This is a genomic window from Nonomuraea maheshkhaliensis (assembly GCF_039529435.1).
GTDB lineage: Bacteria > Actinomycetota > Actinomycetes > Streptosporangiales > Streptosporangiaceae > Nonomuraea > Nonomuraea maheshkhaliensis.
In genome coordinates, this window is the sequence record NZ_BAAAMU010000012.1 from 49,581 (window position 1) to 76,169 (window position 26,589).

24 protein-coding genes are annotated in these 26,589 nt (G+C 71.6%); 12 read left to right on the forward strand and 12 right to left on the reverse strand.

Annotated elements, in window-relative coordinates:
- Window positions 1-6: 6 nt before the first annotated feature.
- A complete protein-coding gene (locus ABFX54_RS10810) occupies window positions 7-954 on the reverse strand; it encodes an RNA-guided endonuclease InsQ/TnpB family protein (RefSeq protein ID WP_346103873.1) in 948 nt (315 codons plus the stop codon).
- A gap of 119 nt (window positions 955-1,073) precedes the next feature.
- The gene (locus tag ABFX54_RS10815) at window positions 1,074-1,667 is read right to left on the reverse strand and encodes a TetR/AcrR family transcriptional regulator (protein ID WP_346103746.1); all 594 of its coding nucleotides are present in this window, start codon (window positions 1,665-1,667) and stop codon (window positions 1,074-1,076) included.
- Window positions 1,668-1,762: 95 nt separating this feature from the next.
- Here ABFX54_RS10815 and ABFX54_RS10820 point away from each other — a divergent pair, with 95 nt between their 5' ends.
- From ABFX54_RS10820 to ABFX54_RS10835, 4 genes are all read left to right on the forward strand, one after another.
- On the forward strand, window positions 1,763-2,509 hold the full coding sequence (locus ABFX54_RS10820; protein ID WP_346103747.1) for an SDR family NAD(P)-dependent oxidoreductase: 747 nt from the start codon (window positions 1,763-1,765) through the stop codon (window positions 2,507-2,509).
- Between the two features lie 162 nt (window positions 2,510-2,671).
- Window positions 2,672-3,676 carry a polysaccharide deacetylase family protein gene (locus ABFX54_RS10825; protein ID WP_346103749.1) on the forward strand — a complete coding sequence of 335 codons (1,005 nt, stop codon included), beginning with the start codon at window positions 2,672-2,674 and terminating at the stop codon, window positions 3,674-3,676.
- A 132-nt stretch (window positions 3,677-3,808) separates the two neighbouring features.
- The gene (locus tag ABFX54_RS10830; RefSeq protein WP_346103750.1) at window positions 3,809-4,465 is read left to right on the forward strand and encodes a hypothetical protein; all 657 of its coding nucleotides are present in this window, start codon (window positions 3,809-3,811) and stop codon (window positions 4,463-4,465) included.
- Between the two features lie 282 nt (window positions 4,466-4,747).
- Complete coding sequence (locus tag ABFX54_RS10835; RefSeq protein ID WP_346103751.1) at window positions 4,748-6,214, forward strand: PepSY-associated TM helix domain-containing protein; 1,467 nt, start codon at window positions 4,748-4,750, stop codon at window positions 6,212-6,214.
- A gap of 141 nt (window positions 6,215-6,355) precedes the next feature.
- Here the strand turns inward: ABFX54_RS10835 and ABFX54_RS10840 are convergent, their stop codons facing one another.
- The 5 genes from ABFX54_RS10840 to ABFX54_RS10860 are packed head-to-tail and all read right to left on the reverse strand — an operon-like array spanning window position 6,356 to window position 13,454.
- The gene (locus tag ABFX54_RS10840; protein WP_346103752.1) at window positions 6,356-9,133 is read right to left on the reverse strand and encodes a DUF5682 family protein; all 2,778 of its coding nucleotides are present in this window, start codon (window positions 9,131-9,133) and stop codon (window positions 6,356-6,358) included.
- Window positions 9,130-10,245: an ATP-binding protein gene (locus tag ABFX54_RS10845; RefSeq protein WP_106235806.1), complete on the reverse strand. Its 1,116-nt coding sequence runs from the start codon at window positions 10,243-10,245 to the stop codon at window positions 9,130-9,132. The genes ABFX54_RS10840 and ABFX54_RS10845 overlap by 4 nt, the downstream gene beginning before the upstream one ends.
- A gap of 10 nt (window positions 10,246-10,255) precedes the next feature.
- Window positions 10,256-11,581, reverse strand: a complete 1,326-nt coding sequence (locus tag ABFX54_RS10850; protein ID WP_346103755.1) for a VWA domain-containing protein — start codon at window positions 11,579-11,581, stop codon at window positions 10,256-10,258.
- Complete coding sequence (locus ABFX54_RS10855) at window positions 11,578-12,963, reverse strand: hypothetical protein (protein WP_346103757.1); 1,386 nt, start codon at window positions 12,961-12,963, stop codon at window positions 11,578-11,580. Before ABFX54_RS10855 ends, ABFX54_RS10850 begins: the two co-directional genes overlap by 4 nt.
- Entirely contained in the window at window positions 12,963-13,454 is a 492-nt protein-coding gene (locus ABFX54_RS10860; RefSeq protein ID WP_346103759.1) for a hypothetical protein, read from the reverse strand. The genes ABFX54_RS10855 and ABFX54_RS10860 overlap by 1 nt, the downstream gene beginning before the upstream one ends.
- 232 nt (window positions 13,455-13,686) lie before the next feature.
- Here ABFX54_RS10860 and ABFX54_RS10865 point away from each other — a divergent pair, with 232 nt between their 5' ends.
- A complete protein-coding gene (locus tag ABFX54_RS10865; protein WP_346103761.1) occupies window positions 13,687-14,328 on the forward strand; it encodes a GntR family transcriptional regulator in 642 nt (213 codons plus the stop codon).
- Window positions 14,329-14,347: 19 nt separating this feature from the next.
- Here ABFX54_RS10865 and ABFX54_RS10870 read toward each other — a convergent pair whose 3' ends face one another.
- Window positions 14,348-15,151, reverse strand: coding sequence for an NAD(P)-dependent oxidoreductase (locus ABFX54_RS10870; protein WP_346103763.1), 804 nt, complete (start codon window positions 15,149-15,151; stop codon window positions 14,348-14,350).
- Window positions 15,152-15,296: 145 nt separating this feature from the next.
- Here ABFX54_RS10870 and ABFX54_RS10875 point away from each other — a divergent pair, with 145 nt between their 5' ends.
- From ABFX54_RS10875 to ABFX54_RS10885, 3 genes are read left to right on the forward strand one after another with little or no spacing between them, the layout of a single operon-like run.
- Complete coding sequence (locus ABFX54_RS10875; RefSeq protein ID WP_346103764.1) at window positions 15,297-16,040, forward strand: PIG-L deacetylase family protein; 744 nt, start codon at window positions 15,297-15,299, stop codon at window positions 16,038-16,040.
- Entirely contained in the window at window positions 16,037-16,735 is a 699-nt protein-coding gene (locus tag ABFX54_RS10880) for a 4-carboxy-4-hydroxy-2-oxoadipate aldolase/oxaloacetate decarboxylase (protein ID WP_346103766.1), read from the forward strand. Before ABFX54_RS10875 ends, ABFX54_RS10880 begins: the two co-directional genes overlap by 4 nt.
- 44 nt (window positions 16,736-16,779) lie before the next feature.
- The gene (locus ABFX54_RS10885) at window positions 16,780-17,847 is read left to right on the forward strand and encodes a 4-oxalomesaconate tautomerase (protein WP_346103768.1); all 1,068 of its coding nucleotides are present in this window, start codon (window positions 16,780-16,782) and stop codon (window positions 17,845-17,847) included.
- A 24-nt stretch (window positions 17,848-17,871) separates the two neighbouring features.
- Here the strand turns inward: ABFX54_RS10885 and ABFX54_RS10890 are convergent, their stop codons facing one another.
- The 3 genes from ABFX54_RS10890 to ABFX54_RS10900 all read right to left on the reverse strand — a co-directional run bounded on the left by ABFX54_RS10890 (window position 17,872) and on the right by ABFX54_RS10900 (window position 19,516).
- Window positions 17,872-18,288, reverse strand: a complete 417-nt coding sequence (locus tag ABFX54_RS10890; protein WP_346103770.1) for a cupin domain-containing protein — start codon at window positions 18,286-18,288, stop codon at window positions 17,872-17,874.
- Window positions 18,289-18,299: 11 nt separating this feature from the next.
- Window positions 18,300-18,758 carry a phosphoenolpyruvate hydrolase family protein gene (locus ABFX54_RS10895; RefSeq protein ID WP_346103771.1) on the reverse strand — a complete coding sequence of 153 codons (459 nt, stop codon included), beginning with the start codon at window positions 18,756-18,758 and terminating at the stop codon, window positions 18,300-18,302.
- 113 nt (window positions 18,759-18,871) lie between these two features.
- Entirely contained in the window at window positions 18,872-19,516 is a 645-nt protein-coding gene (locus tag ABFX54_RS10900; RefSeq protein WP_346103773.1) for a helix-turn-helix domain-containing protein, read from the reverse strand.
- A 124-nt stretch (window positions 19,517-19,640) separates the two neighbouring features.
- Here ABFX54_RS10900 and ABFX54_RS10905 point away from each other — a divergent pair, with 124 nt between their 5' ends.
- From ABFX54_RS10905 to ABFX54_RS10915, 3 genes are all read left to right on the forward strand, one after another.
- Window positions 19,641-21,107: an NCS1 family nucleobase:cation symporter-1 gene (locus ABFX54_RS10905; protein WP_346103774.1), complete on the forward strand. Its 1,467-nt coding sequence runs from the start codon at window positions 19,641-19,643 to the stop codon at window positions 21,105-21,107.
- Complete coding sequence (locus ABFX54_RS10910; protein WP_346103775.1) at window positions 21,104-21,832, forward strand: aspartate/glutamate racemase family protein; 729 nt, start codon at window positions 21,104-21,106, stop codon at window positions 21,830-21,832. Before ABFX54_RS10905 ends, ABFX54_RS10910 begins: the two co-directional genes overlap by 4 nt.
- A gap of 108 nt (window positions 21,833-21,940) precedes the next feature.
- Window positions 21,941-23,893, forward strand: coding sequence for a glycosyl hydrolase family 18 protein (locus tag ABFX54_RS10915; protein ID WP_346103777.1), 1,953 nt, complete (start codon window positions 21,941-21,943; stop codon window positions 23,891-23,893).
- A gap of 105 nt (window positions 23,894-23,998) precedes the next feature.
- On the opposite strand, the gene ABFX54_RS10920 is transcribed toward ABFX54_RS10915, so the two are convergent.
- Entirely contained in the window at window positions 23,999-24,844 is an 846-nt protein-coding gene (locus tag ABFX54_RS10920; protein WP_346103779.1) for an aldo/keto reductase, read from the reverse strand.
- A 145-nt stretch (window positions 24,845-24,989) separates the two neighbouring features.
- Here ABFX54_RS10920 and ABFX54_RS10925 point away from each other — a divergent pair, with 145 nt between their 5' ends.
- A complete protein-coding gene (locus tag ABFX54_RS10925) occupies window positions 24,990-26,561 on the forward strand; it encodes a M28 family metallopeptidase (RefSeq protein ID WP_346103781.1) in 1,572 nt (523 codons plus the stop codon).
- The last annotated feature ends 28 nt before the right edge of the window (window positions 26,562-26,589 follow it).

A 26,589-nucleotide genomic window follows, 5' to 3' on the forward strand; every position in this document is an offset into this window, starting at 1 on the left:
ACGCGATCATGTAGCTACTACCCGACGGCGTTGGTGATGCTGTGACCTCCTCCCCGGCTTGAAGGCCGAGGGTTCTCCCGTCGCGTCGCGGTCAAGCGGCGCGCGGGGGTTGACGCTTCGCAGACCGGGTGAGGCTGAGGTCTCCACGTCCTGACACCGCAGGCCCCGCGGCGTTGTTGATGTTGATCGCGGCGTTGGCGTCGGCATGGCCGACCCGCACACGGGATTGACGCAGGCCGGCACGGTGCCGTTGCGGCTGGCCGGGTCGCGGTGCCCGCACCGGTGGCAGGTCTGTGAGGTACCCGGCGCGGGAACCTTCACGACCTGCCCGCCCCGGTCGGCGCTCTCGTACACGAGCAGGGTGACGGTCCGGCCCCACGCCTGGCCGCTGATCGACCGGTTCAGGCCCGCCTTCTGGGCGACGTTCCTGCCAGGGGCCTCGATGGTGCCCTTGGCTGATTCGACCATGTTGAGGATGGCGAGTTTCTCCACCTTGATCACAGAGAACGTGCCGACGAGTTCGGTGGTGGTCTGGTGCTGCCAGTCGACGGCTCTGCGCTCGGCTTTCGCGCGGAGCCGGGCGATCTGGTCGTAGGTGCGCTGTTCGCGTCCCGAGGGGCGGGTCTTGCTGGGCCGGGCCGCGCGCTGACGGGCCGGCTCCTTCTCCAGGCGGCGCAGGTGTTCGGCCTCACGGCCGGTGAGCCAGGGGCCGTGCTCACGCATGGTCCCATCCGACAGGGCCGGCGCGACCGTGACGCCCCGGTCGATCCCGACCTGCTCGCCCTGGTGCGGGGCAGCGGGCTGGACCAGAGTTTCGGCGCGGAACACGATGCTCCACCCGAACACGTCCTTGACCAGGCGGGCTCCGGCCACCTGCCCCGCGGGGAAGTTCTTCGCGACGCCGGGTAGGTCTTCGGTCCACTTAAACCGGACCCGGCCCACCATCGGGAGGATGAGCTGTCCGCGCGTCCGCGCGCGTTCGAGCTGTTAGGGACGTCCACGGACGAACGGACGGCCTTCGCCGAGGCGGCCCTGGCGGGGCTGCGCGAGGTCGGCCACACCTGAAGCGGGTTTCAGTCGCCGGACGGGTCCGGCAGGAGCTGGGCCGCGAGCGATCGTGCCGTGGCCAGGAGCGTGTCCGTGTCCATCCCGGTCCTGCTCATGAACACGAGCCCCTGCTGCGCGGCGAGCAGGGCCCGCGCCAGGGCGATCGGATCCGCGTCGGCCGGCAGGTCGCCCTCGCGCTGGGCGCGGGCGACGCAGCCGGCGATCAGCGCGGTGGACGTCTCGTAGGTGCGGTGGGCGTGGTCGAGGACGTCCTGATCGTGGTTGCCGAGCTCGCAGGTGCTGTTGGCCATCAGGCAGCCACGCCGTGTGCCGGCCGGGTCGTCGATCGGTGACTCGAAGAGCATGCGCAGGGCGTCCAGGGCCCGTGGCGTCTCGGCGAGGGCGCGGCGCAGGTAGCCATGGCTTTCCTCGGTGTAGCCGCGCAGCGTCCTGAGGAAGAGCTGACGTTTGTCACCGAAGGCCGCGTAAAGGCTGCCTTTGCCCAGGCCGCTGACCCGCATCAGGTCTTCGAGGGAGGTCTCGGCGTAACCGGCGTCCCAGAACTGATCACGGATCGCGTCGAGCACCTGTTTCTCGTCGAACGATCGCGGACGTGCCATGTGAACAGGATACGAGTTCTTGACCGCACGGTCCACCATCCTTATTGTGGACCGCACAGTCAATAACACCGTCGCTTGCGGAAAGGCGAAAGCACATGGGGAAGCTGGACAACAAAGTGGCCGTCGTGACCGGCGGATCGCGGGGGATCGGGGCGGCGTCGGCACTGGCGCTGGCCGACGAGGGAGCCGACGTCGCGATCAGCTACTCGTCCTCGGCGGATCGGGCCAAGGCCGTGGTCGCCGAGCTGGAGGCCAAGGGCGTCCGCGCGGCGGCCTTCCAGGCGGACCAGTCGGACCCGGCCAAGGCGGCGGGTCTGGTCCACAGCGTGGTTGAGCGGTTCGGCAGGCTGGACATTCTGGTCAACAACGCCGGCGTTGGCGTGGGCGTCCCGATCGACAGCGAACTCGCCGACGAGTCCGCCTTCGACCGCCAGCTCGCCGTCAACTACACCAGCGTGGTGGCCGCGATCCGGGCGGCGTTCCCACTGCTGCCCGACGGCGGGCGGATCATCAGCATCGGCTCGGGCGTGGGAACCCGGGTGGGCTTCATCGGGATGGCCGACTACGCCGGCACCAAGTCGGCCCTTGAGGGCTACAGCCAGGGCGCGGCGCGCGATCTGGCCCACCGGGGCATCACGGTCAACGTCATCCAGTCCGGGTTCATCGACACCGAGATGAACCCCGCCGACGGCCCGACCGCGCCCATCTTCCTGCCGACGACGGCGATGGGGCGCTACGGCAGGCCGGAGGAGATCGCCGCGGGCGTCGTCTTCCTCGCCGGCCCGCAGGCCAGCTACATCACCGGGGCGGTGCTGCGAATCGACGGCGGATACGGCGCCTAGCCCGGCCGCGACGCCGATGGCCTCCCCGGCCGCTTCATCCGGAAAGCGGCTTTCCGCGAACCAGGTGCGAACGGCGGCAGTCCAACACCTTGGAACGATCCTGGCACTCGCCGGGGTCGTCGCTCAGGGAGCGCACCGGGGGCGGTGCGCGAGGGGGCAAAAATGAACATCGGCACGAAGCCGCGCCCGCCCGCAGAGGCCGGGGCGCGACGGGGGACGGTCCGGCGGAGGCCGGCTCGGCAGGGGCCCGCACGACGGGGGACGGCGCGGCTGCTCGCCACGACCGCCCTGGTGACGGTGGCCTGCGGTCACCTGGCCACCACCCCGGCCCCGGCACCGGCCGCATCGGGAGCGCGGCCCACGTCCGGGACGGCACAAGCCACCGCCGGAGCGGCACGGACCACGCCCGGAGCGGCGCAGGCCGGGGCCGGGGTGGCGGCCGCGGCCTTATCGGTTACTGTGCGGGAGGCGTGGGCGAAGGCGACGGGGGCGGTGGAGGTGGTGGGGGCGGCCTCGCTGACGCCGGTGCTGGCCGCGATCAACGGCGCCACCGCCGAGCAGGCCAGGCCGGTCGACTGCCGCCGGGCCAAGTGCGTGGCGCTCACGTTCGACGACGGGCCGGGCAAGTACACGGACGCGCTGCTGCGCCACCTGGCCGCCTACCGGGCGCGGGCCACGTTCTTCGTCGTCGGCCAGAACGTCGCCGCGAGCCCGGGCGTCGTGCGCAGGACGTACGCGGCGGGGCACGAGATCGGCAGCCACACCTGGTCGCACCCGGACCTGACGAAGCTGTCCGCCGTCCGGGTGCGGTCGCAGCTCGCCCGCACCGACCAGGCGATCAAGGCGGCCATCGGGGTCCGGCCGAAACTCCTCCGGCCGCCGTACGGAGCCTTCAACACGGCCGTCCGCCTGCAGACGAGGCGGCCCATCGTGATGTGGAGCCTGGACACCCTGGACTGGCGCCTGCGCGACAGCGCCAAGGTGGCCCGCAAGACGCTGCGGTCGGTGCGGCCGGGCAGCGTCATCCTGTTCCACGACATCCACCCGTCGACGGTCCGGGCGATGCCACGGGTGCTGCGCGGCCTGTCCAAGCGCGGCTACCGCTTCGTCACCGTCAGTCAGCTCTACGGAGGCCACCCGCCCAGGCTGGTGTACGGCGCCCAGTGAGCAAACGGGATCCCACCTGCGGCTTCGATCCACCGGCCGCGCCGTGGGCGGGAGCTGGCCCGAAAGTTCGTCGCGTTCGGTGAACCGCACCCGCGAACCCGCCGTATCTGTCGGTGTGAGCGGTGAACGCGCATGAGCCCCGACCAGAAAGGACGCGGCACCGGCAGCAGGGACACCGCGCAGGCCGGCCGGCCCGGCCTGCGCGGGCTGCGGGCGGCGGTGTTCGCGGCCGTGTGCGTGCTCGCGGCCCTGGGCATGCACGTGCTGGCCGGAGGCCCGATCGCCGGTCTCGGGACCATGCTGGCGGCCACGGCGGTGACGGCGGCGGGCGCGTACGTGCTGGCCCGTCGCAGACGCTCCCCCGGCACGCTGCTCACCGCCTCCTTCGCCGCCCAGTACGGGATGCACCAGCTGTTCACGGCGGGTGAGGCCTCCCTTTCCTCCGTGCTGTCCTCCGGCGGCGCCGAGCACGACTCGCACCTGTTCGCCGGCCATCACGAGGACGGCCTGTTCGCCTGGGCGGGCATGGTGCTGGCCCACGCCCTGGTCGCGGCGGTGTCGGCGTGGTGGCTCGATCGCGGTGAGACGGCGCTGGCCGCGCTGCTGCTGTTGCTCGGCTGCTCGCTGCGTGAGCTGCTGTGGGCGCTGCTGATCGCCCGCGCCGCCGCGCCCCCGGCGCACTCCCGCATCGCCCGCCCGATCGCGACAGACCGGGCGAACGTCCGCGACTCCCAGGTGCTGGCCTGGGCTCTGTGCCGCAGGGGACCGCCCTGCCCGGGACTGGACTGACCCGACCTCCTCATCGGTGCCCGGCCGCATCTTCTCGCCGGGTACGTCCGTCGGCGGCGCAGGCACGAGCCGGTGTGCGCGCCGCACGGTTCCCCTGCCTGGATTCGGCGCATTTGCCGGCTCCGCGCGACCCCTGTCGCCCAGTTCCGGCGTGCCCGCCAGTTCCGCGCGGCCCTCTTGTCGCCCGGTTCCGGGGCATACGCCCCTTCCACGCGGTCCCCCCTTGCCCGATCTCGGCGTGCCCTCGTTCAGCCACGCGCGCCGGACGGAACGGAGCCCTTCATGACCTCGGTCGAAACACGTACGGAAGCCACCGCGCCCATCCCCTCGCCCCCGCCCACGTCGTCCGCCTCCCAGCGCTACCGGGTCGTCTGGCGCTGGCACTTCTACGCCGGCGTCTTCGTCGCCCCCGTCCTGCTGGTGCTGGCGGTCACCGGCTCGATCTACCTGTTCAAGGAGCCCTTCGAGGAGTGGCGCTACCAGGACGTACGCACGCTGGCCGAACCCGCCGCCAGCGCGCGTCCCCTGTCGGAGCAGATCGCCGCCGCCCAGCAGATACGTCCGGGCACGCCCGTCATGTCCGTCATCCCGCCCACGTCTCCCGATCGCACCACCCGCGTCATCCTCCAGGGCGCCGACACCGGCCCGTTCGCCCAGGGCATCTCGGTGTACGTGAATCCGGGCACGGCGCAGGTGGTCGGGGAGATCGACGACGCGGCCACGTTCATGCGCGTCGTGCGCACGATCCACGGCGAGCTGATGTCAGGGACGGTCGGTGACCGGGTGGTGGAGATCGCCGCCTGCTGGGCCCTGATCCTGGCCGCGACCGGCACGTACCTGTGGTGGGGCGGCCGGCGCAAGCGGGTCAAGGGGGCGCCGGTCAGGAAGGTGCGGACCGGTCGGGCGAAGCTGCGCCGGCTGCACGTCACGGCCGGGATCGGCGGAGGCGCGGTGGTCGTGTTCCTCGTGCTCTCCGGCCTGCCGTGGTCGGGCGTGTGGGGCGACGGGCTCCAGCGCATCCAGGACAGCACCGGCTCGACGGCCCCGAGCGCCGACGACTACCCCCACACCTCGACGCCGCTGTCCGGCGACCTGTCGGCCAACCCCGACGCCAAGGTGCCGTGGGCGGCCGAGCGGCTGCCCGTGCCTCCCTCCGACGACGCGCACGCCGGGCACGGCGCGACGCACGGCGGGCTGCAGCCGGGAGCGCTGCCCGTCGAGAACGCGCTGGCCGCCGCCAGGCCGGCGATCCGGAGGTGCCCGCCGAGCGAATGTGACGTCAAGGTCCTGCTGCCGGACGGCCCCAAGGGCGTCTACACGATCGTGACCGACCCGCGCCGCGACCCCGCCGACGCGCAGACCCTCCACGTCGACCAGTACAGCGGGAAGGTGCTGACCTCGTACGGCTGGGACGAGTACGGCGTGCTGGCCAAGGCCGTCGAGCAGGGCGTCGCGCTGCACGAGGGCCGCAGGTACGGCGTGGTGAACCTGCTGGTGATGCTGGGAGCCTGCCTGACGATCATCACGCTGGTGATCACCGGGACGTGGATGTGGTGGAAGCGCCGCCCGCGCGGCCGCGCCGGCGCCCCCGCCCGCGCCACGGACCGGCGCTCGGCCTACGGGGTGATGGTCATCATGGCGTTGCTGGGGCTGCTGTTCCCGCTGGCCGGGATGACGATGATCGTGGTGCTGCTGGTGGACTGGCTCCTGGTACGCCGGATCCCCAGGCTGTCCCGCGTCTTCGGCTGACGCCGCAGGCCGGCCTCCCGGGCTGACGGCTTCAGGCCCCGGGCAGCGGACAACCCCCAAAGCCCCTACCGGCCCGTCATGATGCCGGGCGCGGACCCGTCCGGAACGGGACCGCGCCCGGCGGTCGTGCGGTGCGGCGGGTCAGGAGAGCAGACCGGCCAGCGCCAGCGCCGCCTCCGGATGCCCGGCCAGCAGCGCGCCCACCTCGGGATTCCCGACCGGGCCGCCGTCGGCGCCGGGCGTGACCCACTCATCCGTACACCCGAGCACCCCGGCCACCGCGTCACACGCGGCCGGATGCGCCAGGAGCAGCTCCGCCACCGGCCCCGACGCCACCGGAGCGGCGCCGCCGGCGGCGGGCTTGGGACGGGCCTCCCAGGGCGGCGTCCAGGTGTCGGCGGCGGTCAGCGAGCCGGGGAACGTGCGCCCGGCCTCGCGGACCAGCACCGGCACCAGCTCCGCCGCCCCGTCGCGCAGCGTGGTGATCAGCTTGGGCAGCCAGGGCAGCAGCACGCCGTCGGGCAGCCGTCCGAACGCCTTGGAGATCACCTCCACCACGAACCCCGACAACTGCGGCACCGGCTCCATGGCCTGCACGAACCCGATGATGTACTGCGGGAACGACGGGATGACCAGCGGATTGGCCAGCAGGTCGTCGGCGCGGGAGCGCAGCTCGGCCAGCGGCAGCAGCCCGAGCTGGTGCCGGGCCGCCCACAGCAGCGCCACCTTGGCCGGCGCCTCCGGATGCGACTGCTGCACGGCCAGCTCCAGCTGGGCCCGGTCGCAGCCGAGCGCCAGCGCGAGGCTCTCCATCGAGAACAGGAACCCGAGCATGGCCGACACCTGCCGCACCCCGGTGTCGTCGTCCACGAAGGCCGTCGGCAGCAGGGTGCAGTAATGTGCGTATCCGCTGGTCGCGAACGCCTCGCACCAGGCGGGCAGCTCCGGCTCGGCCGTCCGGTAGTAGGCCATCAGCCGCCGGATCCGGCGCAGCACCTCCGGCGCGCCGTCCACGGTGCGCTCGGCCGCGAGCAGCTCCACCGCCCGCGCGCCGAGCTCGTCGGCGAAGCGCCGGCTGCCGAGGAACAGGATCGCGTCCTCGACCGCCGCCAGCGCGACGGCCGCGGTGGCCTTCTGGTCCCACACCGAGCGCCGCAGCCGCTGCTCCAGCACCTGCTCGATGGTGACGCCCTCGTAGCCGAGCTCGATGATCGAGCGCTGGTGTTTGCCGAACGACAGGTCCCAGCTCTCCTGGATCGAACGTTCGCCCAGCTTGCGCTCGCCCATGATGGGCCGTACCGCGTCGTCGGGCAGCAGGTGACGCAGCATCCACAGCAGGTCGGAGCAGGGCACCAGGTCGGGCTCCGCCTGCAGGTTGAGCAGCGCCCGCTGGATCGTGCGCTTCTCCAGGTCGAGCCCGAGCGGCGCGAGCCGGTCGTAGACGTTCCTGGCCAGCGGCGGCAGCGCGTCGTAGCCGACCTCGCCGACGCGGTCGCCGCCGAGCAGGATCTCGCACAGCCGCCGCACGTCGCGCCGCCCCGGCACGGAGTCCTTCTCGATGCAGGTGACGGCGGCGTCCTGGAAGTCGTACGGCGTCGGCCTGGCCCGGTTGCGCATGCCCGCCAGCAGGATCGCGGTCTCGTAGACCGCGATGGCGTCGGCGGTGCTGGCCAGGTAGCCGTTGCGCCGGGCCAGCCGGACGATGTCCACCGACCAGCCGAGCAGCTCGGCCTCGTCGAGCGCGTCGAGCGCCGGCGGGCTGGACAGGAACACGGTCAGCTTGTCGGCCACGTCACCCTGCGGGACGGGCGCGGGCAGCTTGGCCGGGCGCTTGCGCGCGCTCTTCTTCTGGCCCTGGAGCTGGAACGGGGTCAGCTTGCCCCGGGTGAGCGCCTTGGCCCAGGTCGCCGCCGCGATCGACACCGAGCCGGGGGCCAGCCCGAACTGCGCCTCGATGGCCGAGTGGCTGGACGGGATGAGGCCGTACAGCCACTTGGTCTCGGTGCGCGGGCTGATCTCGAACGGCGCCTCGGACCTGACGCCGAACTGCTCGACGTGGCTGGCGGCGTGGAAGGCGCCGCACACGTACAGGCAGTCGGCGGGGTCGGCACCCGAGGCGGACAGGTGCTCGCGCATCCTGGTCCACATGTAGCGCTCGCGGTCCTCGTCGACCGCCAGCCGGTCGCCGCCGGGGCCGAGCCGGCGGAACAGGCTGCCGATCAGCACCATGACCTGGCGGTAGGTGTCGTAGTCCGCCCCGGACAGGGGCTGCTCGACGTACTGGTCCCACCACTCCGACCAGTGGCGCACCTTGCCGTGGTGCAGCAGGTGCTCCTCCAGCTCGGCGAAGCGGGGGCGCAGGTCGCCGATCTCGACGCCGACCGCGTCGCCGTGCAGGCCCGCCTCCTCCTCCTTCTTGCCGGCGGCCTGCGGCTCCTCCCCGGGAGCCCACTGGAAGACGTGGTCGGTCGAGCGGTCCACCAGCACCAGCTCGACGCCCGGGGTCTCCAGCGCGTACGAGATGGCCTGGTATTCGGCGGACGCCTCCGTGATGGGCGCCACCACGCTGAGCGGCGCCCACGACTGCGGGAAGCCGTCGATGTCGGTCGCGAACGCCTGCAGCGCCACCGGCAGCCGGCAGTTGCGCAGCTCGGTCAGCAGCGGCTGCAGGTCCTCGCAGAGCTCCAGGTAGATGACCTTCGGCTGCTTCTCCCTGAGCCTGCGCACCATCGCCAGCGCCGAGGCCGGCGAATGGTGGCAGACCGGGAAGATCTCCAGCTCCTCGCGCAGCGCCCGGTCCACGTCGTCCACCAGGCCAGACAGGATGCCGGACACGGCGACGGGACCCTCGGCGAACTGCTCGGCCGCGCCGAGCAGCTGGTCGCGGAGCGAGCCGAAGGGGCTCGGCTGGCCGATCATGAGAGCGTGGCGATGGCCTCGCGGCCGCCCTCGAGGAACTCCGGCCACTCGCCGCCGTCCTTCTTGCTGCGCGGCTCGACCACCCCGTGCCAGTACTTGTTGAGGATCGCCAGGTCCTCGGGGCTGCGCCGGGCCAGCGAGCCGACCAGCGACCCGGCCAGCGTCTGCGCGCGCAGCACGCGGTCGCCGAAGAAGTGGCTGTGCAGGATGGCGTCCTCCAGCACGCCGATCTGCTCGGCCGTGGACAGCGCCGACTCCAGCTTGTCGTCGTCGCTGGTGGCCGAGGAGGCCGCCGAGCGCAGGTCGGCGAAGCTCTGCAGCAGGATGTCCAGCAGTGTGGGCGGCAGGTCCAGCTCGATCCGGTGCCTGCGCAGCAGCTCTTCGGTACGGAAGCGGACGATCTCCGCCTCGCTCTTCTTGTTCGTCACGACCGGGATGCGGACGAAGTTGAAGCGGCGCTTGAGCGCGGAGGACAGGTCGTTGACGCCCCGGTCGCGGCTGTTGGCGGTGGCGATGATGGAGAAGCCGGGCTGGGCGAAGACGATGTTGTCGTCGTCGAGTTCGGGGATGGAGACGTACTTCTCCGACAGGATCGAGATGAGCGCGTCCTGGACGTCGCTGGTGGAGCGGGTCAGCTCCTCGAAGCGGCCGATCACGCCGCCCTCCATCGCCGTCATGATCGGCGAGGGGATCATCGACTCGCGCGACTGCCCCTTGGCGATGACCATGGAGACGTTCCACGAGTATTTGATGTGGTCTTCCGTGGTGCCGGCGGTGCCCTGGACGACGAGCGTGGAGTTGCGGCAGATGGCCGCGGACAGCAGCTCGGCCAGCCAGCTCTTGCCGGTGCCCGGATCGCCGATCAGCAGCAGGCCCCGGTCGGAGGCCAGCGTCACGATGCTGCGCTCGACGAAGCTGCGGTCACCGAACCACTTCTGCGGGATCTCCCTGTCGATCCCGTCGGCGCGCTCGGAGCCGAGGACGAACATCCGGATCATGCGCGGGCTGAGCCGCCACGAGAACGGCTTGGGGCCGTCGTCGATCGACTCGAGGTAGTCGAGCTCCTCGGCGTACTTCACCTCTGCGGGGGCACGCAGCATATCGTCACTCATTCGCGGTCTCCTAGGCGAGGAAGTTCTTGAGCTCGAACACGAGCTTGCGGACATGGCCGGAGAGCACAGGCGTGCCCATGGCCTTGAGTTTCTGGCGGTACCACGGGTCGACGCTCTGACTGCCCGAGCTGTTGACCGAGCCGACGGGGATGAACTTGACCCCCGAGCGGTGGATCGCCTCGAAGTCGGTGATCAGTGAGCGGTTGTCGTAGAAGTCGGAGATCCACACCATCGCGGTGTTGCGCGGATCGGCGATCTTCGGTCTGGCCAGCGCCATCGCGACCGTGCCGTTGGTGCCGCCGCCCAGCGTGGTGCGCAGCAGCACCTCGAACGGGTCGCTCACCCACGGGGTCAGGTCGAGTGCCCTGGTGTCGTAGGCGATCAGGTGCACGTCGACCTTCGGCAGGCCGGCGAAGATCGAGGCCAGGATCGTGCAGTTGACCATGGCGTCCACCATCGAGCCCGACTGGTCGACGACCACGATCACGCGGGCCGGGGTGGTGCGGCGGGCGGTCTGCTTGTAGAAGAGCCGGTCAACGTAGAGCCGCTGGTCGTCGGGGCTCCAGTTGGTGAGGTTCTTCCAGATCGTCCGTTCGATGTCGAGGTTGCGGTAGACCCGCTTCGGCGGCACCGACCGGTCGATGACGCCCGCGCTGGCCTTCTCCACCTGGGTGCGCAGCACCTCGGCGACCTCGTCCACGAACCTGCGGATCAGCGCCTTGGCGTTGGCCAGTGCGACGCCCGACAGGTTGGACTTGTCGTGCAGGAGTTGCTCGATGAGCGACATGCTCGGCGTCAGCTGCTTGGCCAGGGCCGGATCGGCCAGCACCTCGCGCAGGCGCATGCGCTTGACCAGGTCGCCCTCCAGGCCGGCGAGGACCTTGGCCAGCTCTTCGTCGCCGACGCGGTGGCGCAGCCCGCCGGGCTCGCAGCCCATGCCGCGCTCGAACCAGCCCGCGTCCTGCTTCCAGCTCTGCAACTGGCTCGCGCTGACGTTGCCCGAGCCGGTCGCGAACACGTTGAGCAGCAGCTTGGAGACGAGGGCCGCGCGGCGGACCTCGTCGCCCTCCTCGTGCTCCCGCTCGGTCATCAGGCCGTCGAACTGTGCGGCCAGCTCGGGGAAGCGCTGCACCAGGTTGTCGACCGACACTCCTGGGTCGAGCAGCGCGGGCGGCAGGCCCAGCTCCCCGACGATGCCGACGCTGGCGTTCTCCAGCGAGGGCTGCTCGTCGGGGCTGAACAGCCGCGACAGCAGCCGCCAGTAGAGCACCTGGCGCTTGGTCTGGTCGGCGCTCTGCGCCTCGGGCGTCGCGGGAGTCGCTGTCGTCTCGGTCATTTCCGCAACAGCCGTCCCGCTCGTTCCCGCAGTACGGCGACCACGTCACCGTTCCTGGTCTCGGCCTTGGCCGCCTTCGGGTCGGTCGGGCCCTTGGCCCAGTCGCCGTTGTGCGCCGCGACCGGCTCCTTCTTGACCACCGACTGCACCGCGAGCGGCTGGAGCGACCACTGCCCGCCGTCCCAGCGCAGCAGGCCCACGCAGGCGGTGGAGGCCTTGAGCAGCGCGGGGGTGAGCGGGCCGCAGGACGGCAGCCGGTCGAGGTCGAACGCGAGCTTGCCGCCGCCCAGGGTCAGCGTGCGCCCGTCGGTCTTGTAGCCCTCGACGAAGACGGGCTCGGCGATGCGCACCGGATGGCGGTCGAGCGGCGTCACCGGCGCCGCCGTGGCCCCGCCGAGCTGGAGCCGGGCCGTGGCGAACGGGTCGGCCTCCGCGCCGGGACGGGCCCGGTCGTCGTGCCACACCAGGTCGCCGCCGGGCAGCAGCGGCATGTCGGTGATCTCCAAACTGCGGTGCTCGGCCAGCGCGGCCAGCAGCGCGGGGTGGCCGCCGAGCAGCCGCCACACGGTCGGGCCGACGATCGTGTCGACCTTGGCGGCGGCCACGCTCGTACGGACGAGCCTGGCGGGCGCGCCTCCTGACGGCTCCAGCACGGCGTGCACCTGGACGCGGACGACGGTCGCGTGCTCGTGCACGTCGGCGCCCAGGATCAGCAGCCGGCCCGACACCTGCTCGGAGCCGCCCGGCCACGGGCCCCGCTGCGCCAGCAGCATGGCGCGCGTCCACAGGTCGGCCCAGCGGCGGGCGGGCAGCCGGTCCATCGTGGCGATCGGGCTGGAGGCCCGCAGCTCTGTCGCCAGGCCGTCGAGCAGCACCGCCAGCCCGCGCAGGCCCGGCACGGCCAGCAGCGCCTCGATGGTCTGGTCGGCGGAGGCGACCAGGTCGTGATCGACGCCACGCCAGCCCACGATGGCCAGCTCGCGCAGCCAGATGCGGCACCCGGCGAGCAGGTTGGCCGGCGCCTCGCTCTCGCCCGCGACCGGCTCCCAGGCGGCACGGGTGCGGCCAAGCGCCGTGTCCAGGCGGGCGAGCAGCGCGTCGTGCACCGCGCCGAACAGCGCGGCCCGGCCGCCGGCCAGCGCCGCCAGATGCTCGTCCGCGACGGAGCCCGCGCTCACCTTCTCCACGGCCTCGCTCACGCGCCCGGCCAGCGGGGTGGCCACCAGCGCGCCGGCCAGCGCGGCCAGCGCCGCCGCCGGCTCCTCGCCGATCCTGGCGAACCCGTGGGTGAGCGCCGCGTCGAACCCCGCCACCACGTCGAGCGCCGCGCCGGCCCCCGCGGGGCCGTCAGCGATCAGCTCGCTCAGCTGTACGTCGAGCATCAGCGCACCGCCCCCGTCGCCGGGAACCAGTGGAGCTCGGTCAGCGGGTCGGTGCTGTCGGGCACCTCCAGGTAGGCCAGGTGGCGCAGGAACCGGCTGAACACGACGGCCGCCGGGGTGCGCTCGACGTGACCGTTGATGTGCTCCATCAGCCGCTCCCCCTCAGGGACCTCGACCCGCAGGTAACGGGCCACCCGGTCGAGCCCGTACTGCACGACCGCCTCGTCGGCCAGCGACCTGATGTGCTTGCACGCGTAACCGTGCAGCGCGCCGCACGGCCGGTTGTTGTTGGTGCTGCAGCTCAGCGCGTGATCACCGGCGCTGATCGACGAGACGTAGACCCGCTCGATGTCGGATCCGCTCGACACGACGCCCTGCAGCCGGCCGTCGGCCAGCTCGACGAAGGGCACTTTCGCGAGCTTGCGCGGCTCGACGGGTGGCACCACCCGGAGCACGCTGCGCTCTTCCCACGCGGCATTGTCCGCGTCCACGGCCTCAGAACCTCCCGCCCCTGCCGGCTCGCGGGCACGGGCGGACATGCCCGTGCTCTCCGCGACCGGCTGATCGAATGATCCGGGAACTTACTAGAGGGCACCGACAGATCGGGGCCAAACGATCAAAGCGCCAGGCCCGCGCGGCGACGGTCCTGGCCAGCACGACCACAGGTGGATTGTTCATAATATTGTCGAACCAGATCTGTCCGTACGGCACCGGGAGAACGTCGTGACCGCAGGGTCCCCGCAGGAGGAGACACTGACCGACCGGGTCAGGTCGGCCATACTCGACGGGGACTTCGTGCCCAACCAGCGGCTGGTCGAGGCCGACGTGTGCGAGCAGTTCGGCGCCGCGCGGGCGGCGGTGCGCGAGACGTTCAAGGAGCTCGCGGGGGAAGGTCTCGTCGAGATCCTGCGCAACAAGGGCGCCCGCGTCCGGGCGATCTCGCGCGAGGAGGCCGTCGAGATCACCGAGGTGCGGATGGTGCTGGAGGGCCTGTCCGCGGCCAAGGCCGCCGAGCGGGTCACGCCCGAGCAGGCCGCGCGGCTGCGCGAGATCGTGGGCGACATGCGGCAGGCCGTGACGGCCAACGACCTCGACCGCTATTCGGAGCTGAACGCCGCCCTGCACGCCGAGATCCGCGCCATCGCCGGGCACCGCACGTCGGCGGCGATCATCGAACGGCTGGGGGCGCAGGTGGTGCGGCACAAGTTCCGCCTGGCCCGGCAGCCGGGGCGGGCGGCGATCTCGCTGCCGCAGCACGAGCTGATCGTGGCGGCGATCGTGGCCCGCGATCCCGAGGCCGCGCAGACGGCCATGCAGCAGCACCTGCGCAGCGTCACCAAGGCTCTGGAAGCCGGCCCAACCTGACCCCCTTCCCAGGCAGCCGTTACGGTGCTTTGTCCGGGGTGGGTGGGACGCCGGCGCGGGTGGCGTGGTCGAGGGTCGCGGTGGTGGCCTCGGTCATGGTGGCGGGCACCCCGAGCTCCGTCAGCATCCGCGTGGCCGCCTCCATCTCGTGCACCCGCCGCACGCCGTGCTGCCCCGCTCCCTGAAGCAGCCGCACCATGAAAGCCTCGTCGGCGTTCTGCACGGTCTCCAGCAGATGCCCCCAGAACCACTCCCCCAGCCCGGCCGCCTCGGCCGCCCGCCGCGACTCGATGAGCAGGGCACTGAGCCCTTTCACCAGCACGCTGCGCAGCAGTTTGCGGGCCGCGGCGTCGCCGGGCGCGCCGCCGATCGCCGTCACGGTCACGCCGTACGCGCCGGCGAACGCGGCGAACCGCTCCGCCTGCTCCCCGCTGGCCAGGACCGGCGTGGCCAGGCCGCGCAGCGGGATCGGCGCCATGATCGCCCCGTCCACGACGGCCGCGCCGCCCGGCTCCAGCACCTCGGCCAGGCGCCGCTTGTCGCCGGGCGCGCCCGTGGACAGGTCGGCGTACAGGGCGCCGGGCTTGAGGTGGGGCAGCGACTCGGTGCCCGCCGTGAGACTGTCGGCCCCGGTGGTGACCGCGATGACGACGTCGGCCCCGCGTACGGCGGCGGCATTGGACGCGACCAGTTCACCGGACGCCGGTCCGCCGGGCGGGCAGGCCGGGTCGTACACGCGCAGCCGGACACGTCCGGCGAGTCCGGCGGCCAGGATGCGGCCGACCTCACCGTAGCCGAGCAGCGCGACCTGAGGGTCCTGCATGGACGTCCTTCCTGCTCCGACACTCCCTGTTGTTGACAATATTGTCCATATTCAGCCCAAGAATAGCGCCCAGAGTCGGCAGCTCCGCGTGGATTGCGAGCGAAAGTGTTGACAATCTCGCCGATCGGCTTTTAGCGTCGGCTGGGTGACCTCGGCAAAGACCTCATCCCGCACCCTTCTGGTGATCAGTGCCCACGCGGGCGACTTCGTCTGGCGCGCGGGCGGCGCGATAGCCCTCGCCACCAGCCGCGGCGAGCGCGCCAAGGTGGTCTGCCTCAGCTTCGGCGAACGCGGCGAGTCCGCCAAGGCGTGGCGGGCCGGCCGTACGCTCGACGAGATCAAGGCGATCCGCCGCGAGGAGGCGCAGAACGCCGCCGCGGCGCTGGGCGCGGAGATCGAGTTCTTCGACGCCGGCGACTACCCGCTGATCGAGAGCACCGAGCTGGTCGACCGGCTCGTCCGCGTCTACCGGGAGCTCGAACCCGACGTGGTGCTGACCCATCCGCTGGCCGACCCGTACAACGGCGACCATCCGGCGGCGGCCCGCATGGCGCTGCAGGCGCGCGTGCTGGCGCAGGCGGCCGGCTACGACGCGCCCGGCGCGCCGCTCGGCGCGCCACCGGTGTTCTTCTTCGAGCCGCACCAGCCCGAGCAGTGCGACTTCAAGCCGGACCTGCTGCTCGACATCACCCCGGTCTTCGACAGGAAGCGCAAGGCCATGGAGTGCCTGCCGGCCCAGCAGCACATGTGGGACTACTACACCGACCTGGCCAAGCGGCGCGGCGTGCAGCTCAAGCGCAACGCGGGGCCCAACCTGGGGCTGGCGCACGACACCATGGGCGAGGCGTACATGCGGCTCTACCCGCAGGTCACGGACGTGCTCGCATGAGGAACGTGGTCGTCACCGGCATCCCGCGGGCGTCCGTCGACCGCATCGACACCCTGGCCTCGTACGGCGTCGCGACCGTGCACGAGGCCCTCGGGCGCACCGGTTACCTCGGCCCCGGGCTGCGTCCCGCCTGGCCGGGCGCGCGGACCGGCGGCAACGCGGTCACCGTGGTGTGCTGGCCGGGCGACAACCTGATGATCCACGTCGCGGTCGAGCAGTGCCAGGAGGGCGATCTCCTGGTCGTCACCACGACGTCGCCGTGCACGGACGGCATGTTCGGCGAGCTGTTCGCGACCGCGCTGCGCCACCGCGGCGTGCGCGGCGTGGTGATCGACGCGGGCGTGCGCGACGTGGCGGAGCTGCGGGCGATGGGCTTTCCCGCGTGGAGCTCGGCGGTCAGCGCGCAGGGCACGGTGAAGGCGACGCCGGGCGCGGTCAACGTGCCGGTCACGATCGGCGGGCAGCTCGTCAGGCCCGGCGACCCGATCATCGCCGACGACGACGGGGTGCTCGTGTGTCCCCGGAAGGACCTTGAGCGGGGCATCGAAGCCTCCGCCGCGCGGGCCGCCAAGGAGGCGGCGACGCGGGAGGCGTTCGAGAAGGGCGAACTCGGCCTCGACCGGTACGGGCTGCGCGAACGCCTGCCCGGACTCGGCATCACGTACGTGAGCGCGGAGGAGTACGGCGGTGACTGATGGGGGCGGCCGATGACGACGACCGATCGCAGCGACGGATGACGGTGAGCGATGAGGGCGTGCCCTGCATGTTGATGCGGGGCGGCACCTCGAAGGGCGCCTACTTCCTGGCCTCCGACCTGCCCGCCGACCCGGCCGAGCGCGACGACCTGCTGCTGCGCGCCCTGGGCAGCCCCGACCCGCGCCAGATCGACGGCATCGGCGGCGCGCACCCGCTGACCAGCAAGGTCGCCGTGGTGTCACCGAGCGCCGACCCGTCGGCCGACCTCGACTACCTGTTCCTCCAGGTGGCCGTGGACGAGCCGGTGGTCTCGGCCGCGCAGAACTGCGGCAACCTGCTGGCCGGCGTCGGCCCGTTCGCCGTCGAGCGCGGGCTGGTCAAGCCGGGCGGCGAGCACACTGAGGTGCGCATCCGCCTGCTCAACTCCGGCGGCGCGGCCACCGCGAGCTTCCCCACGCCCGGCGGGCGCGTCGACTACCGGGGCGGCACCGCCATCTCCGGCGTGCCGGGGACTGCCGCCGCCGTCGTACTCGGGTTCGAGGACACCGCGGGCTCCGCCACCGGCGGCCTGCTGCCGACCGGACGCGAGGTGGACGTGATCGACGGCGTCGAGGTGACGTGCGTCGACAACGGCATGCCGGTCGTGGTGGCGGCGGCTGCGGACCTGGGGATCACCGGGTACGAGCCGCACGAGGACCTGGCCGCCGACGAGGGGCTGCGCGAGCGGGTGCAGTCGCTGCGCCTGCAGGCTGGGAAGCTCATGGGGCTCGGTGACGTGACGAGCCGGCCGGTGCCGAAGACCACGCTGGTGGCACCGCCCAGGGACGGCGGGGCGCTGTGCACCCGTACGTTCATCCCGCTCAGGCCGCACGCGGCGATCGGGGTGCTGGGCGCCATCAGCGTCGTGACGGGGGCGCTGCTGGGGCACGGGGTGGCGCGCCGCCACGCCCGGCTGCCGGCGGGCAGCCGGGTGGACGTCGAGCATCCCACCGGGCATCTGCAGGTGGAGGTGGAGCTCGACCTGTCCACGAGCCCGCCGACGGCGGTGCGGGCCGCGAACGTCCGCACCGCGCGCAAGCTCTTCGACGGCGCTCTCTTCCCCCGTTCCTGACCCGGCGCCCGCGCGCGCCGGGGCTCACGTCGCCGGGCCGACCGCCCAGGTGGGGTGCTCGCCGGGGGCCACTTCGACGAAGTCCGGCAGGTCGCGCAGCGCCTCCTCCTCACCGCCCGGCGTGTACGTGGCGATGATCCGCAGCGGCCGCCGGCCGGTGTTGAACGTCGAGTGCAGCGTCCCCATGGGGATCCAGACGGCGTCACCGGCCTTGACCGGGAACTCCGGGCCGTCTCCGACCGTCTGGCGCCCCTCCCCCTCGATGATGTGGAGGATCTCGTCGGAGTGGGGGTGCAGGCGGCGGTCGTGGCCCTTGTTCGGGTTGATCACCACCTCACCCAGCGTGGACGAGGCGCCGGGCACGCTGCCGGGCGTCACGTGCCATTTGATGGAGCCCCAGTCGAAGAGCATCGTGGGAACGGAGTCCGGTTCGCGGTGCATGTGACCCTTTCCTAGGCGGGCAGGCGTTCCATCGAGGAGGCGCCGGAGGTGCGCTCCTGGATGTAGCGGACGTCGTCGGGCTCGGCGATGGGGCCGCCGTGGCACAGGACGATGACGTCGGGGTTCACCGCGACGGCGGCGTCACGCATCTCCTGGACGCGGACGGCCGACTCGTCGAGGGTCAGCGCGGTCTTGGCGCCGATGCTGCCCTTGGCGGTCAGGCCCATGCGCGGCACCAGGATGTCGGCGCCCGCCCGCGCCATGGCCTCCGCCTGCTCGGCGGTGAACCCGTACGGGGCGATGAGCAGGCCCCGCTCGGCGGCCAGCCGGATCATCTCGATCTCCAGGCCGAACCCCATGCCGGTCTCCTCCAGGTTCGCCCGGAAGACGCCGTCGATGAGGCCGACGGTGGGGAAGTTCTGCATGCCGGCGAGGCCCATGGCGGCCAGTTGGTCGAGGAACCGCGGCATCAGCCGGAACGGGCCGGGCCGCAGACCCCGGCGAGCACGGGGGTGTCCCTGACCAGGCCGCGCCCGTGCGCGCTCCCCGTCCGCCGCTCCCACGAGCCGGCCGCCTCGAGCGGTCAGCGGGCGTGGACGATGAGCCAGGTCGCGACCGCCGTGACGGTGGCGGAGCGGTTGCCGATGCTGTGCGGCCGGTCGCACGGGAACGTGATCGAGTCGCCCACCCCCAGGGTGACCACCTCCGACTCGAACTCGATCGTCAGCTCCCCCGCCGTGACCGTCCCGACCTCGTACCCCTCGTGCCGCAGGAAGCTCCCGTGGGCGGTGGAGACCGCGTGCGGCGGGTACGTGGACTCGAAGAACTCGACGTCCGGCGTCGCCCCGGGCGACAGCCGGCGGAACGTCACCCCGCCGCCGAGCACGATCGGCGCCACCTCGCCGGCCCGCCGCACGGCCAGACCGGGCACGGACCCCGAAACAGCGGACCCCGAAACGGCGGCACCCGAGACAGCGGCACCCGAGACAGCGGACCCCAAGGCAGGCTCGTGCTCGTCGAAGACGGCCGACAGCGGCACGCCGATGGCGGCCGTGTAGGCGATCAGCCGGCTGACGGACGGCCGCATCGTCCCGCGCTCGATCTGGGACACCGCGCTGGCCGAGATGCCCAGCTCGCGGGCCACCGCCCGCAGCGACTTGCCCGACCCGGCGCGCAGCTCGCGCAGCCGCCGACCGAGACGTTCGCCGCCGAGCGCTTCCAGGTCCATGGGCCCCCATCGCCAACTGTTAACACGGACGCAATCAGCGCCCGGGTGTCCGGGCATACATTCGACCTAAGTGTTAAGCCATCACTTAACACTCCGGCGAACCCACCCCCCAAGGATGCCGCAGATGACACAACCCGCCACCACCACCACGTCCCCGCCGTCCTACGACCCCCGGCTCACCAACGAGGACCTGGCCCCGCTGAAGAAGCAGACCTGGTCGTCGTACAACATCTTCGCCTTCTGGATGTCCGACGTGCACAGCGTCGGCGGCTACGTGACCGCGGGCAGCCTGTTCGCGCTCGGCCTGGCCAGCTGGCAGGTGCTGTTCGCGCTGCTCGCGGGCATCGTCATCGTCAACGTCTTCTGCAACCTGGTGGCCAGGCCGAGCCAGGTGACCGGGGTGCCGTACCCGGTGATCAACCGCGCCGTCTTCGGCGTGCTGGGCGCGAACATCCCGGCCATCGTGCGCGGCGCCATCGCGATCGCCTGGTACGGCGTGCAGACGTACCTGGCCTCGCAGTCGCTCATCATCATCTTCCTGAAGTTCTGGCCCGCCACCGCGGCGCTGAACGAGCCGACCTTCCTCGGCCTGTCCGTGCTCGGCTACATCTGCTACGCCATCCTGTGGGTGGCGCAGGCGGCGGTGTTCTGGCGCGGCATGGACGCGATCCGGCGCTTCGTGGACTGGGCCGGACCCGCCGTGTACGTGGTCATGCTCGTGCTGGCCGGCTACCTGGTCAGCCAGGCGGGCTGGGAGAACATCAGCCTGGACCTCTCGCAGGGCGACAGCCTCGGGTTCGCCGAGTCGATCCCCGTGATGCTGAGCGCCATCGCCCTGGTGGTGTCGTACTTCTCGGGGCCGATGCTCAACTTCGGCGACTTCTCCCGGTACGGGCGCAGCTTCGAGGCCGTCAAGCGGGGCAACTTCCTCGGCCTGCCGGTCAACTTCCTGTTCTTCTCCCTGCTCACGGTGATCACGGCGTCGGCCACGGTGCCGGTCTTCGGCGAGCTGATCACCGACCCGATCCACACCGTGCAGCGCATCGACACGCCGTTCGCGATCCTGCTCGGCGGCCTGACGTTCGTCGTCGCGACCGTGGGCATCAACATCGTGGCGAACTTCATCTCACCGGCCTTCGACTTCTCCAACGTCAGCCCGCAGCGGATCAGCTGGCGCACCGGCGGGATGATCGCGGCGGTCGGCTCGGTGCTGCTCACGCCGTGGAACTGGTACGGCAACCCCGACGCCATCCACTACACGCTGGGCCTGCTGGGCGCGCTGATCGGGCCGCTGTTCGGCATCCTGATCGCCGGCTACTACGTCTGCGCCCGGCAGCGGGTGTCGGTGGACGAGCTGTTCACGATGGACCCGGGCGGGCGCTACTGGTTCAGCCGCGGCTACAACCCCAACGCGATCTGGGCCACGGTCGCGAGCGGCGGGCCCGCCATCGCGTCGGTGCTGGTACCGAAGCTGGTCACGGCGGTGGACGTGACCTGGATCGCCGACTACAGCTGGTTCATCGGCTGCGGGCTGGGCTTCGTGGCCATGATCGTCCTGGAGCGCCGCAACCCCAGGATCAACGCCGCATGACGCACCTCAAAGTGATCAACCCGAACACCGCCCTGGCCATGACCGACGCGATCGGTCGGTGCGCCAGGGCGGTGGCGTCCCCGGGGACCACCGTGACGGCCGTCAGCCCCTCCATGGGCCCGGAATCGATCGAGAGCCACTACGACGAGGCGCTGGCGGTGCCGGGGGTGCTGGCAGAGGTGGCGGCGGGCGAGCGGGACGGCGTGGACGCGTACGTGATCGCCTGCTTCGGCGACCCCGGCCTCGACGCCGCCAGGGAGCTGGCCACCGGCCCGGTGCTCGGGATCGCGGAGGCCGCCATGCACGCCGCCACCATGCTCGGCCGCGGCTTCAGCGTGGTGACGACCCTGTCCAGGACCGTGGGCCGGGCCTGGGACCTGGCCCACCGCTACGGCTTCGCCACCGCCTGCAAGGGCGTGCACGCCTGCGACATCCCGGTCCTCGACCTGGAGCGTCCCGACGCCCGAGCGGCGGTGATCCGGCTCTGCGCCGAGGCGGTCGAGCGGGACGGCAGCGACGCGGTGGTGCTGGGGTGCGCGGGCATGGCCGACTTCTGCGCCGAGGTGTCGCGGGCGACGTCGGTGCCGGTGATCGACGGTGTCAGCGTGGCCACCCGGTTCGCCGAGTCGCTGGTGGCGCTCGGCCTGCGGACCAGCACCCGCGGCGAGTACGCGCCCCCGCCCAGGAAGCGATACTCCGGCTTACTGCGCGACTTCACATATTGACGGCATCCCAGACAGGAACTACGGTCGGTCTCATAACTTAAAGGAAACTTTCCTAATAGTTGGCATCCTTCACCCCCCTCACACCCCCCAACCGGATGTCGGAGCGTCATGAGACACAAGATCCTGAGCAAGCTCCTCGCGGTGCTGGCGGCGCTGGCACTTCCCCTCACGGCCCTGGCCGCCGCGCCGCCGCAGGCGCTGGCCTCCGCCCAGGCCGTCTTCGCCGACTGGGCGGCGTGGACGGCCTACTCGGCGGGCACGCGCGTCACGTACAACGGCGTCGAGTACGAGTGCGTCCAGAGCCACACCTCCCAGCCCGGCTGGGAGCCCCCGAACGTCCCGGCCCTGTGGCGGCCCACGGGCGGAGGCGGCGACACCACGGCGCCGTCCGTGCCCGGCAACCTGCGCTCGACGGGCGTCACCAACAACAGCGTGGCCCTGGCCTGGAACGCCTCCACCGACAACGTCGCCGTCACCGGCTACGAGGTCTACCGAGGCGGCACCCTCGTCACCACCGTCACCGGCACCACCTACACCAACACCGGCCTGAACGCCGCCACCAGCTACACCTTCACCGTCCGCGCCCGCGACGCCGCCGGCAACCGCTCCGGCGAAAGCAACAGCGTCAGCGCCACCACCACGGGCGGCGGAGGCGGCGACACCACGGCGCCCTCCGTGCCAGGCAACCTGCGCTCGACGGGCGTCACCAACAACAGCGTGGCCCTGGCCTGGAACGCCTCCACCGACAACGTCGCCGTCACCGGCTACGAGGTCTACCGAGGCGGCACCCTCGTCACCACCGTCACCGGCACCACCTACACCAACACCGGCCTGAACGCCGCCACCAGCTACACCTTCACCGTCCGCGCCCGCGACGCCGCCGGCAACCGCTCCGGCGAAAGCAACAGCGTCAACGCCACCACCACGGGCGGCGGAGGCGGCGGGGGCAACAAGGTCCTCGGCTACTTCGTGCAGTGGGGCGTCTACCAGCGCGGCTACCACGTCAAGAACATCGACACCAGCGGCTCGGCGGCCAAGCTCACCCACATCAACTACGCCTTCGGCAACGTGCAGAACGGCCAGTGCACGATCGGCGACAGCTACGCCGACTACGACCGCTTCTACCAGGCGAACGAGAGCGTGGACGGCGTCGCCGACACCTGGGACGCGGGCGCGCTGCGCGGCAGCTTCAACCAGCTGCGCAAGCTCAAGCAGAAGTACCCCCACCTGAAGGTGCTGTTCTCCTTCGGCGGCTGGACCTGGTCCGGCGGCTTCGGCCAGGCGGCCCAGAACCCGGCGGCCTTCGCCAACTCCTGCTACAACCTGCTGGAGGACCCGCGCTGGGCGGACGTGTTCGACGGCATCGACATCGACTGGGAGTACCCGAACGCCTGCGGCCTGACCTGCGACAGCAGCGGCCCGGCCGCGTTCAGGAACGTCATGTCGGCGCTGCGCTCGCGCTTCGGCTCCAACTACCTGGTCACCGCCGCGATCACCGCCGACGGCACCAGCGGCGGCAAGATCGACGCGGCCGACTACGGCGGCGCGGCCCAGTACCTCGACTGGTACAACGTCATGACTTATGACTACTTCGGGGCTTTCGCCCCGCAGGGCCCGACGGCTCCGCACTCGCCGCTGACCTCGTACAGCGGCATCCCGACCCCGAACTTCTACTCCGACGCCGCGATCCAGAAGCTCAAGAGCAAGGGCGTGCCGGCGAGCAAGCTGCTGCTCGGGATCGGCTTCTACGGCCGCGGCTGGGCCGGGGTCTCGCAGGCCGCGCCGGGCGGCTCGGCCTCCGGGCCGGCGCCGGGTACGTGGGAGCAGGGCATCGAGGACTACAAGGTGCTCAAGACGCGCTGCCCGGCCACCGGCACGGTCGGCGGGACGGCGTACGCGTACTGCGGCAACCAGTGGTGGAGCTACGACACGCCGGCCACCATCGGCGGCAAGATGAGCTACTCGAAGAACCAGGGCCTCGGCGGCGCGTTCTTCTGGGAGCTCAGCGGCGACACCACGAACGCCGAACTGCTCACGGCCATGAGGAACGGCCTGGGCTGACCGGATGTACCGTTCGGCCGGCCACGAGCCGGCCGAACGGCGGCACCGGCCGAACGGCCGGTCGAATATGCGGGCCGGCCCTCCGTCCGGGGAGGGCCGGCCCGCTCAGCCCAGCTCGCGCAGTTGCTCGTCCGTCAGTGTCACGGTCGAGGCGCCCAGGTTCTCCTCCAGGTGCGCGATCGACGAGGTGCCGGGGATCGGCGCGACCACCGGCGAACGGGCCAGCAGCCAGGCCAGCGCGACCTGCGAAGGCGTAGCCCCCACCGCCTTGGCGACATGCTCGACGGGGCTGCCGGACCCGGCCAGCGCCCCCTTGGCGACCGGGCTGTAGGGGATGAACACGATCCCCTCCCGCTCGCAGTGCTCCAGCACGTCCTCGGAGTCGCGCAGGGTGAGGTTGTAGCGGTTCTGCACGCTGGCGATGCCGACGACGCGCCGCGCCCGTTCCAGCACCTCGACGGTCACCTCCGACAGCCCGATGTCGGCGATCTTGCCCTCGTCGCGCAGTGCCTTCAGCTCGCCCACCTGGTCCTCCAGCGGCACCCGCGGATCCACCCGGTGCAGTTGCAGCAGGCCGAGCCGCTCGGCGCCGAGCCGGCGCAGGCTCATCTCGACCTCCTGCCGCAGGTATTCTGGCCGCCCCACCGGATGCCACTGGCCCGGCCCCGTGCGCACGAACCCGGCCTTCGTCGCGATCAGCAGGTCCTCCGGGTACGGGTGCAGCGCCTCGCGGATGAGCTCCTCGTTGACGTAGGGCCCGTACGAGTCGGCGGTGTCGATGAAGTTCACGCCCAGCTCGACCACCCGGCGCAGCACCCTGACGGCCTCGTCGTGATCACGCGGCGGCCCCCAGACGCCGGGCCCGGTGAGACTCATGGCCCCGTAGCCGAGGCGGTGCACGGTCTTGCCGCCGAGGGCGACGGTGCCGGTGGACGAGAGGGCGATGGACATGCGGTTCCCCGTTTCGAGTGCGACGTTCCAGGTCCGTGATGCAACGGATACGCGGTCAATCTTCCCTATCACCCCGCGGATGAATACGTTTCGGGGGCACGTGCGCATTTTGACCCGATTCACCGTCCACGTTCGAGGAGCAAGCATGCGTTCCCGCTTACGCAAGGGCGTGCTCGGCGCTATCACCGCCGCCGCCGTGGCCCTGTCGCCCCTGGCCATCGCCTCCCCCGCCGACGCCCAAGGCCCCGGACACGGGCACGGGCACGGGCACGGACCCAAGGACGCCGTGGACAAGCTGGTCAAGGCGGTCTCCGGCAAGAACGTCAAGAAGCACCTGAAGGCGTTCCAGGCCATCGCCTCCGCGAACGACAACACCCGCGTCTCAGGGACGCGCGGCTTCGACCGCTCCCGCGACTACGTGGCGGGCAAACTGCGCCACGCCGGGTACGACGTGACGATCCAGCCCTTCGAGTTCACCTTCGAGGGCTACATCACGCCGCCCGTGCTGCAGAAGACCAACGGGACGCCCAAGTCGTACACGTACGGGTTCTTCAGCGACTACGTCGCGATGGTGGACTCGCCCGCCGGCGGCGTCACCGGCGCCGTCCAGGGCGTGGACCTCGTGCTGCCGCCTGGAGCGCCGAACTCCTCGACCTCGGGGTGCGAGGCGAGCGACTTCGCCGGGTTCACCGCCGGCAACGTCGCGCTCATGCAGCGCGGCACCTGCAACTTCCGCGTCAAGGTGGACAACGCCATGACCGCCGGCGCCTCCGCCGCCATCGTCTTCAACGAGGGGCAGGACGGCCGTACGGAGGTCGACCTCAACCCGACGCTGGGCGGGCCCGGCGTGACGATCCCGTCGTTCTTCACCAGCTTCGCCGTCGGCCAGGAGCTGGCCGCGGCCGGCAGCACGGTCAAGATGAACTGGGACCCGATCGTGGAGACCAGGACCACCTACAACGTGATCGCGCAGAGCAGGAAGGGCGACCCGGACAACGTCGTCATGCTCGGCGCGCACCTGGACAGCGTCCAGGAGGGGCCCGGCATCAACGACAACGGCTCGGGCAGCGCCGGCACCCTGGAGGTCGCGCTGCAGATGGCCAAGGTCAAGCCGAAGAACCAGCTGCGCTTCGCCTTCTGGGGCGCCGAGGAGTTCGGCCTGCTCGGCTCGCAGCACTACGTGGACTCGCTGACGCAGGAGCAGCGGGACAAGATCACGCTGTACCTGAACTTCGACATGATCGGCTCGCCCAACTACACGTTCGGCATCTACGACGGCGACGGTGACGCCTTCGGCACCGCCGGGCCGCCCGGATCCGACGTGATCGAGGAGGACTTCGAGAAGTTCTTCGCCAGGCGCGGGCAGCCCTTCACGGCGACGGCGTTCACCGGGCGCTCCGACTACGGGCCGTTCATCGCGGTCGGCATCCCGTCGGGCGGCCTGTTCACCGGGGCCGAGGTGCGCAAGACCGAGGAGGAGGCGGCGATCTTCGGCGGCACGGCCGGCCTCCCGCTCGATCCCTGCTACCACAGCGCCTGCGACACGATCAAGAATGTCAACGACAAGGCGCTGGACGTGAACTCCGACGCCATCGCGACCCTCGCGGGCCGCTACGCCTTCGACACCGGCACGATCGGCACCACCCCGCCGGCGCCGACGGCGCGCAGCGGCGACGCCCGGACCCACACCCACGGGCCCGCGATCTCCGCGAGCTGACCCCCGGCGGCCCCGCGCCTCCCCATCC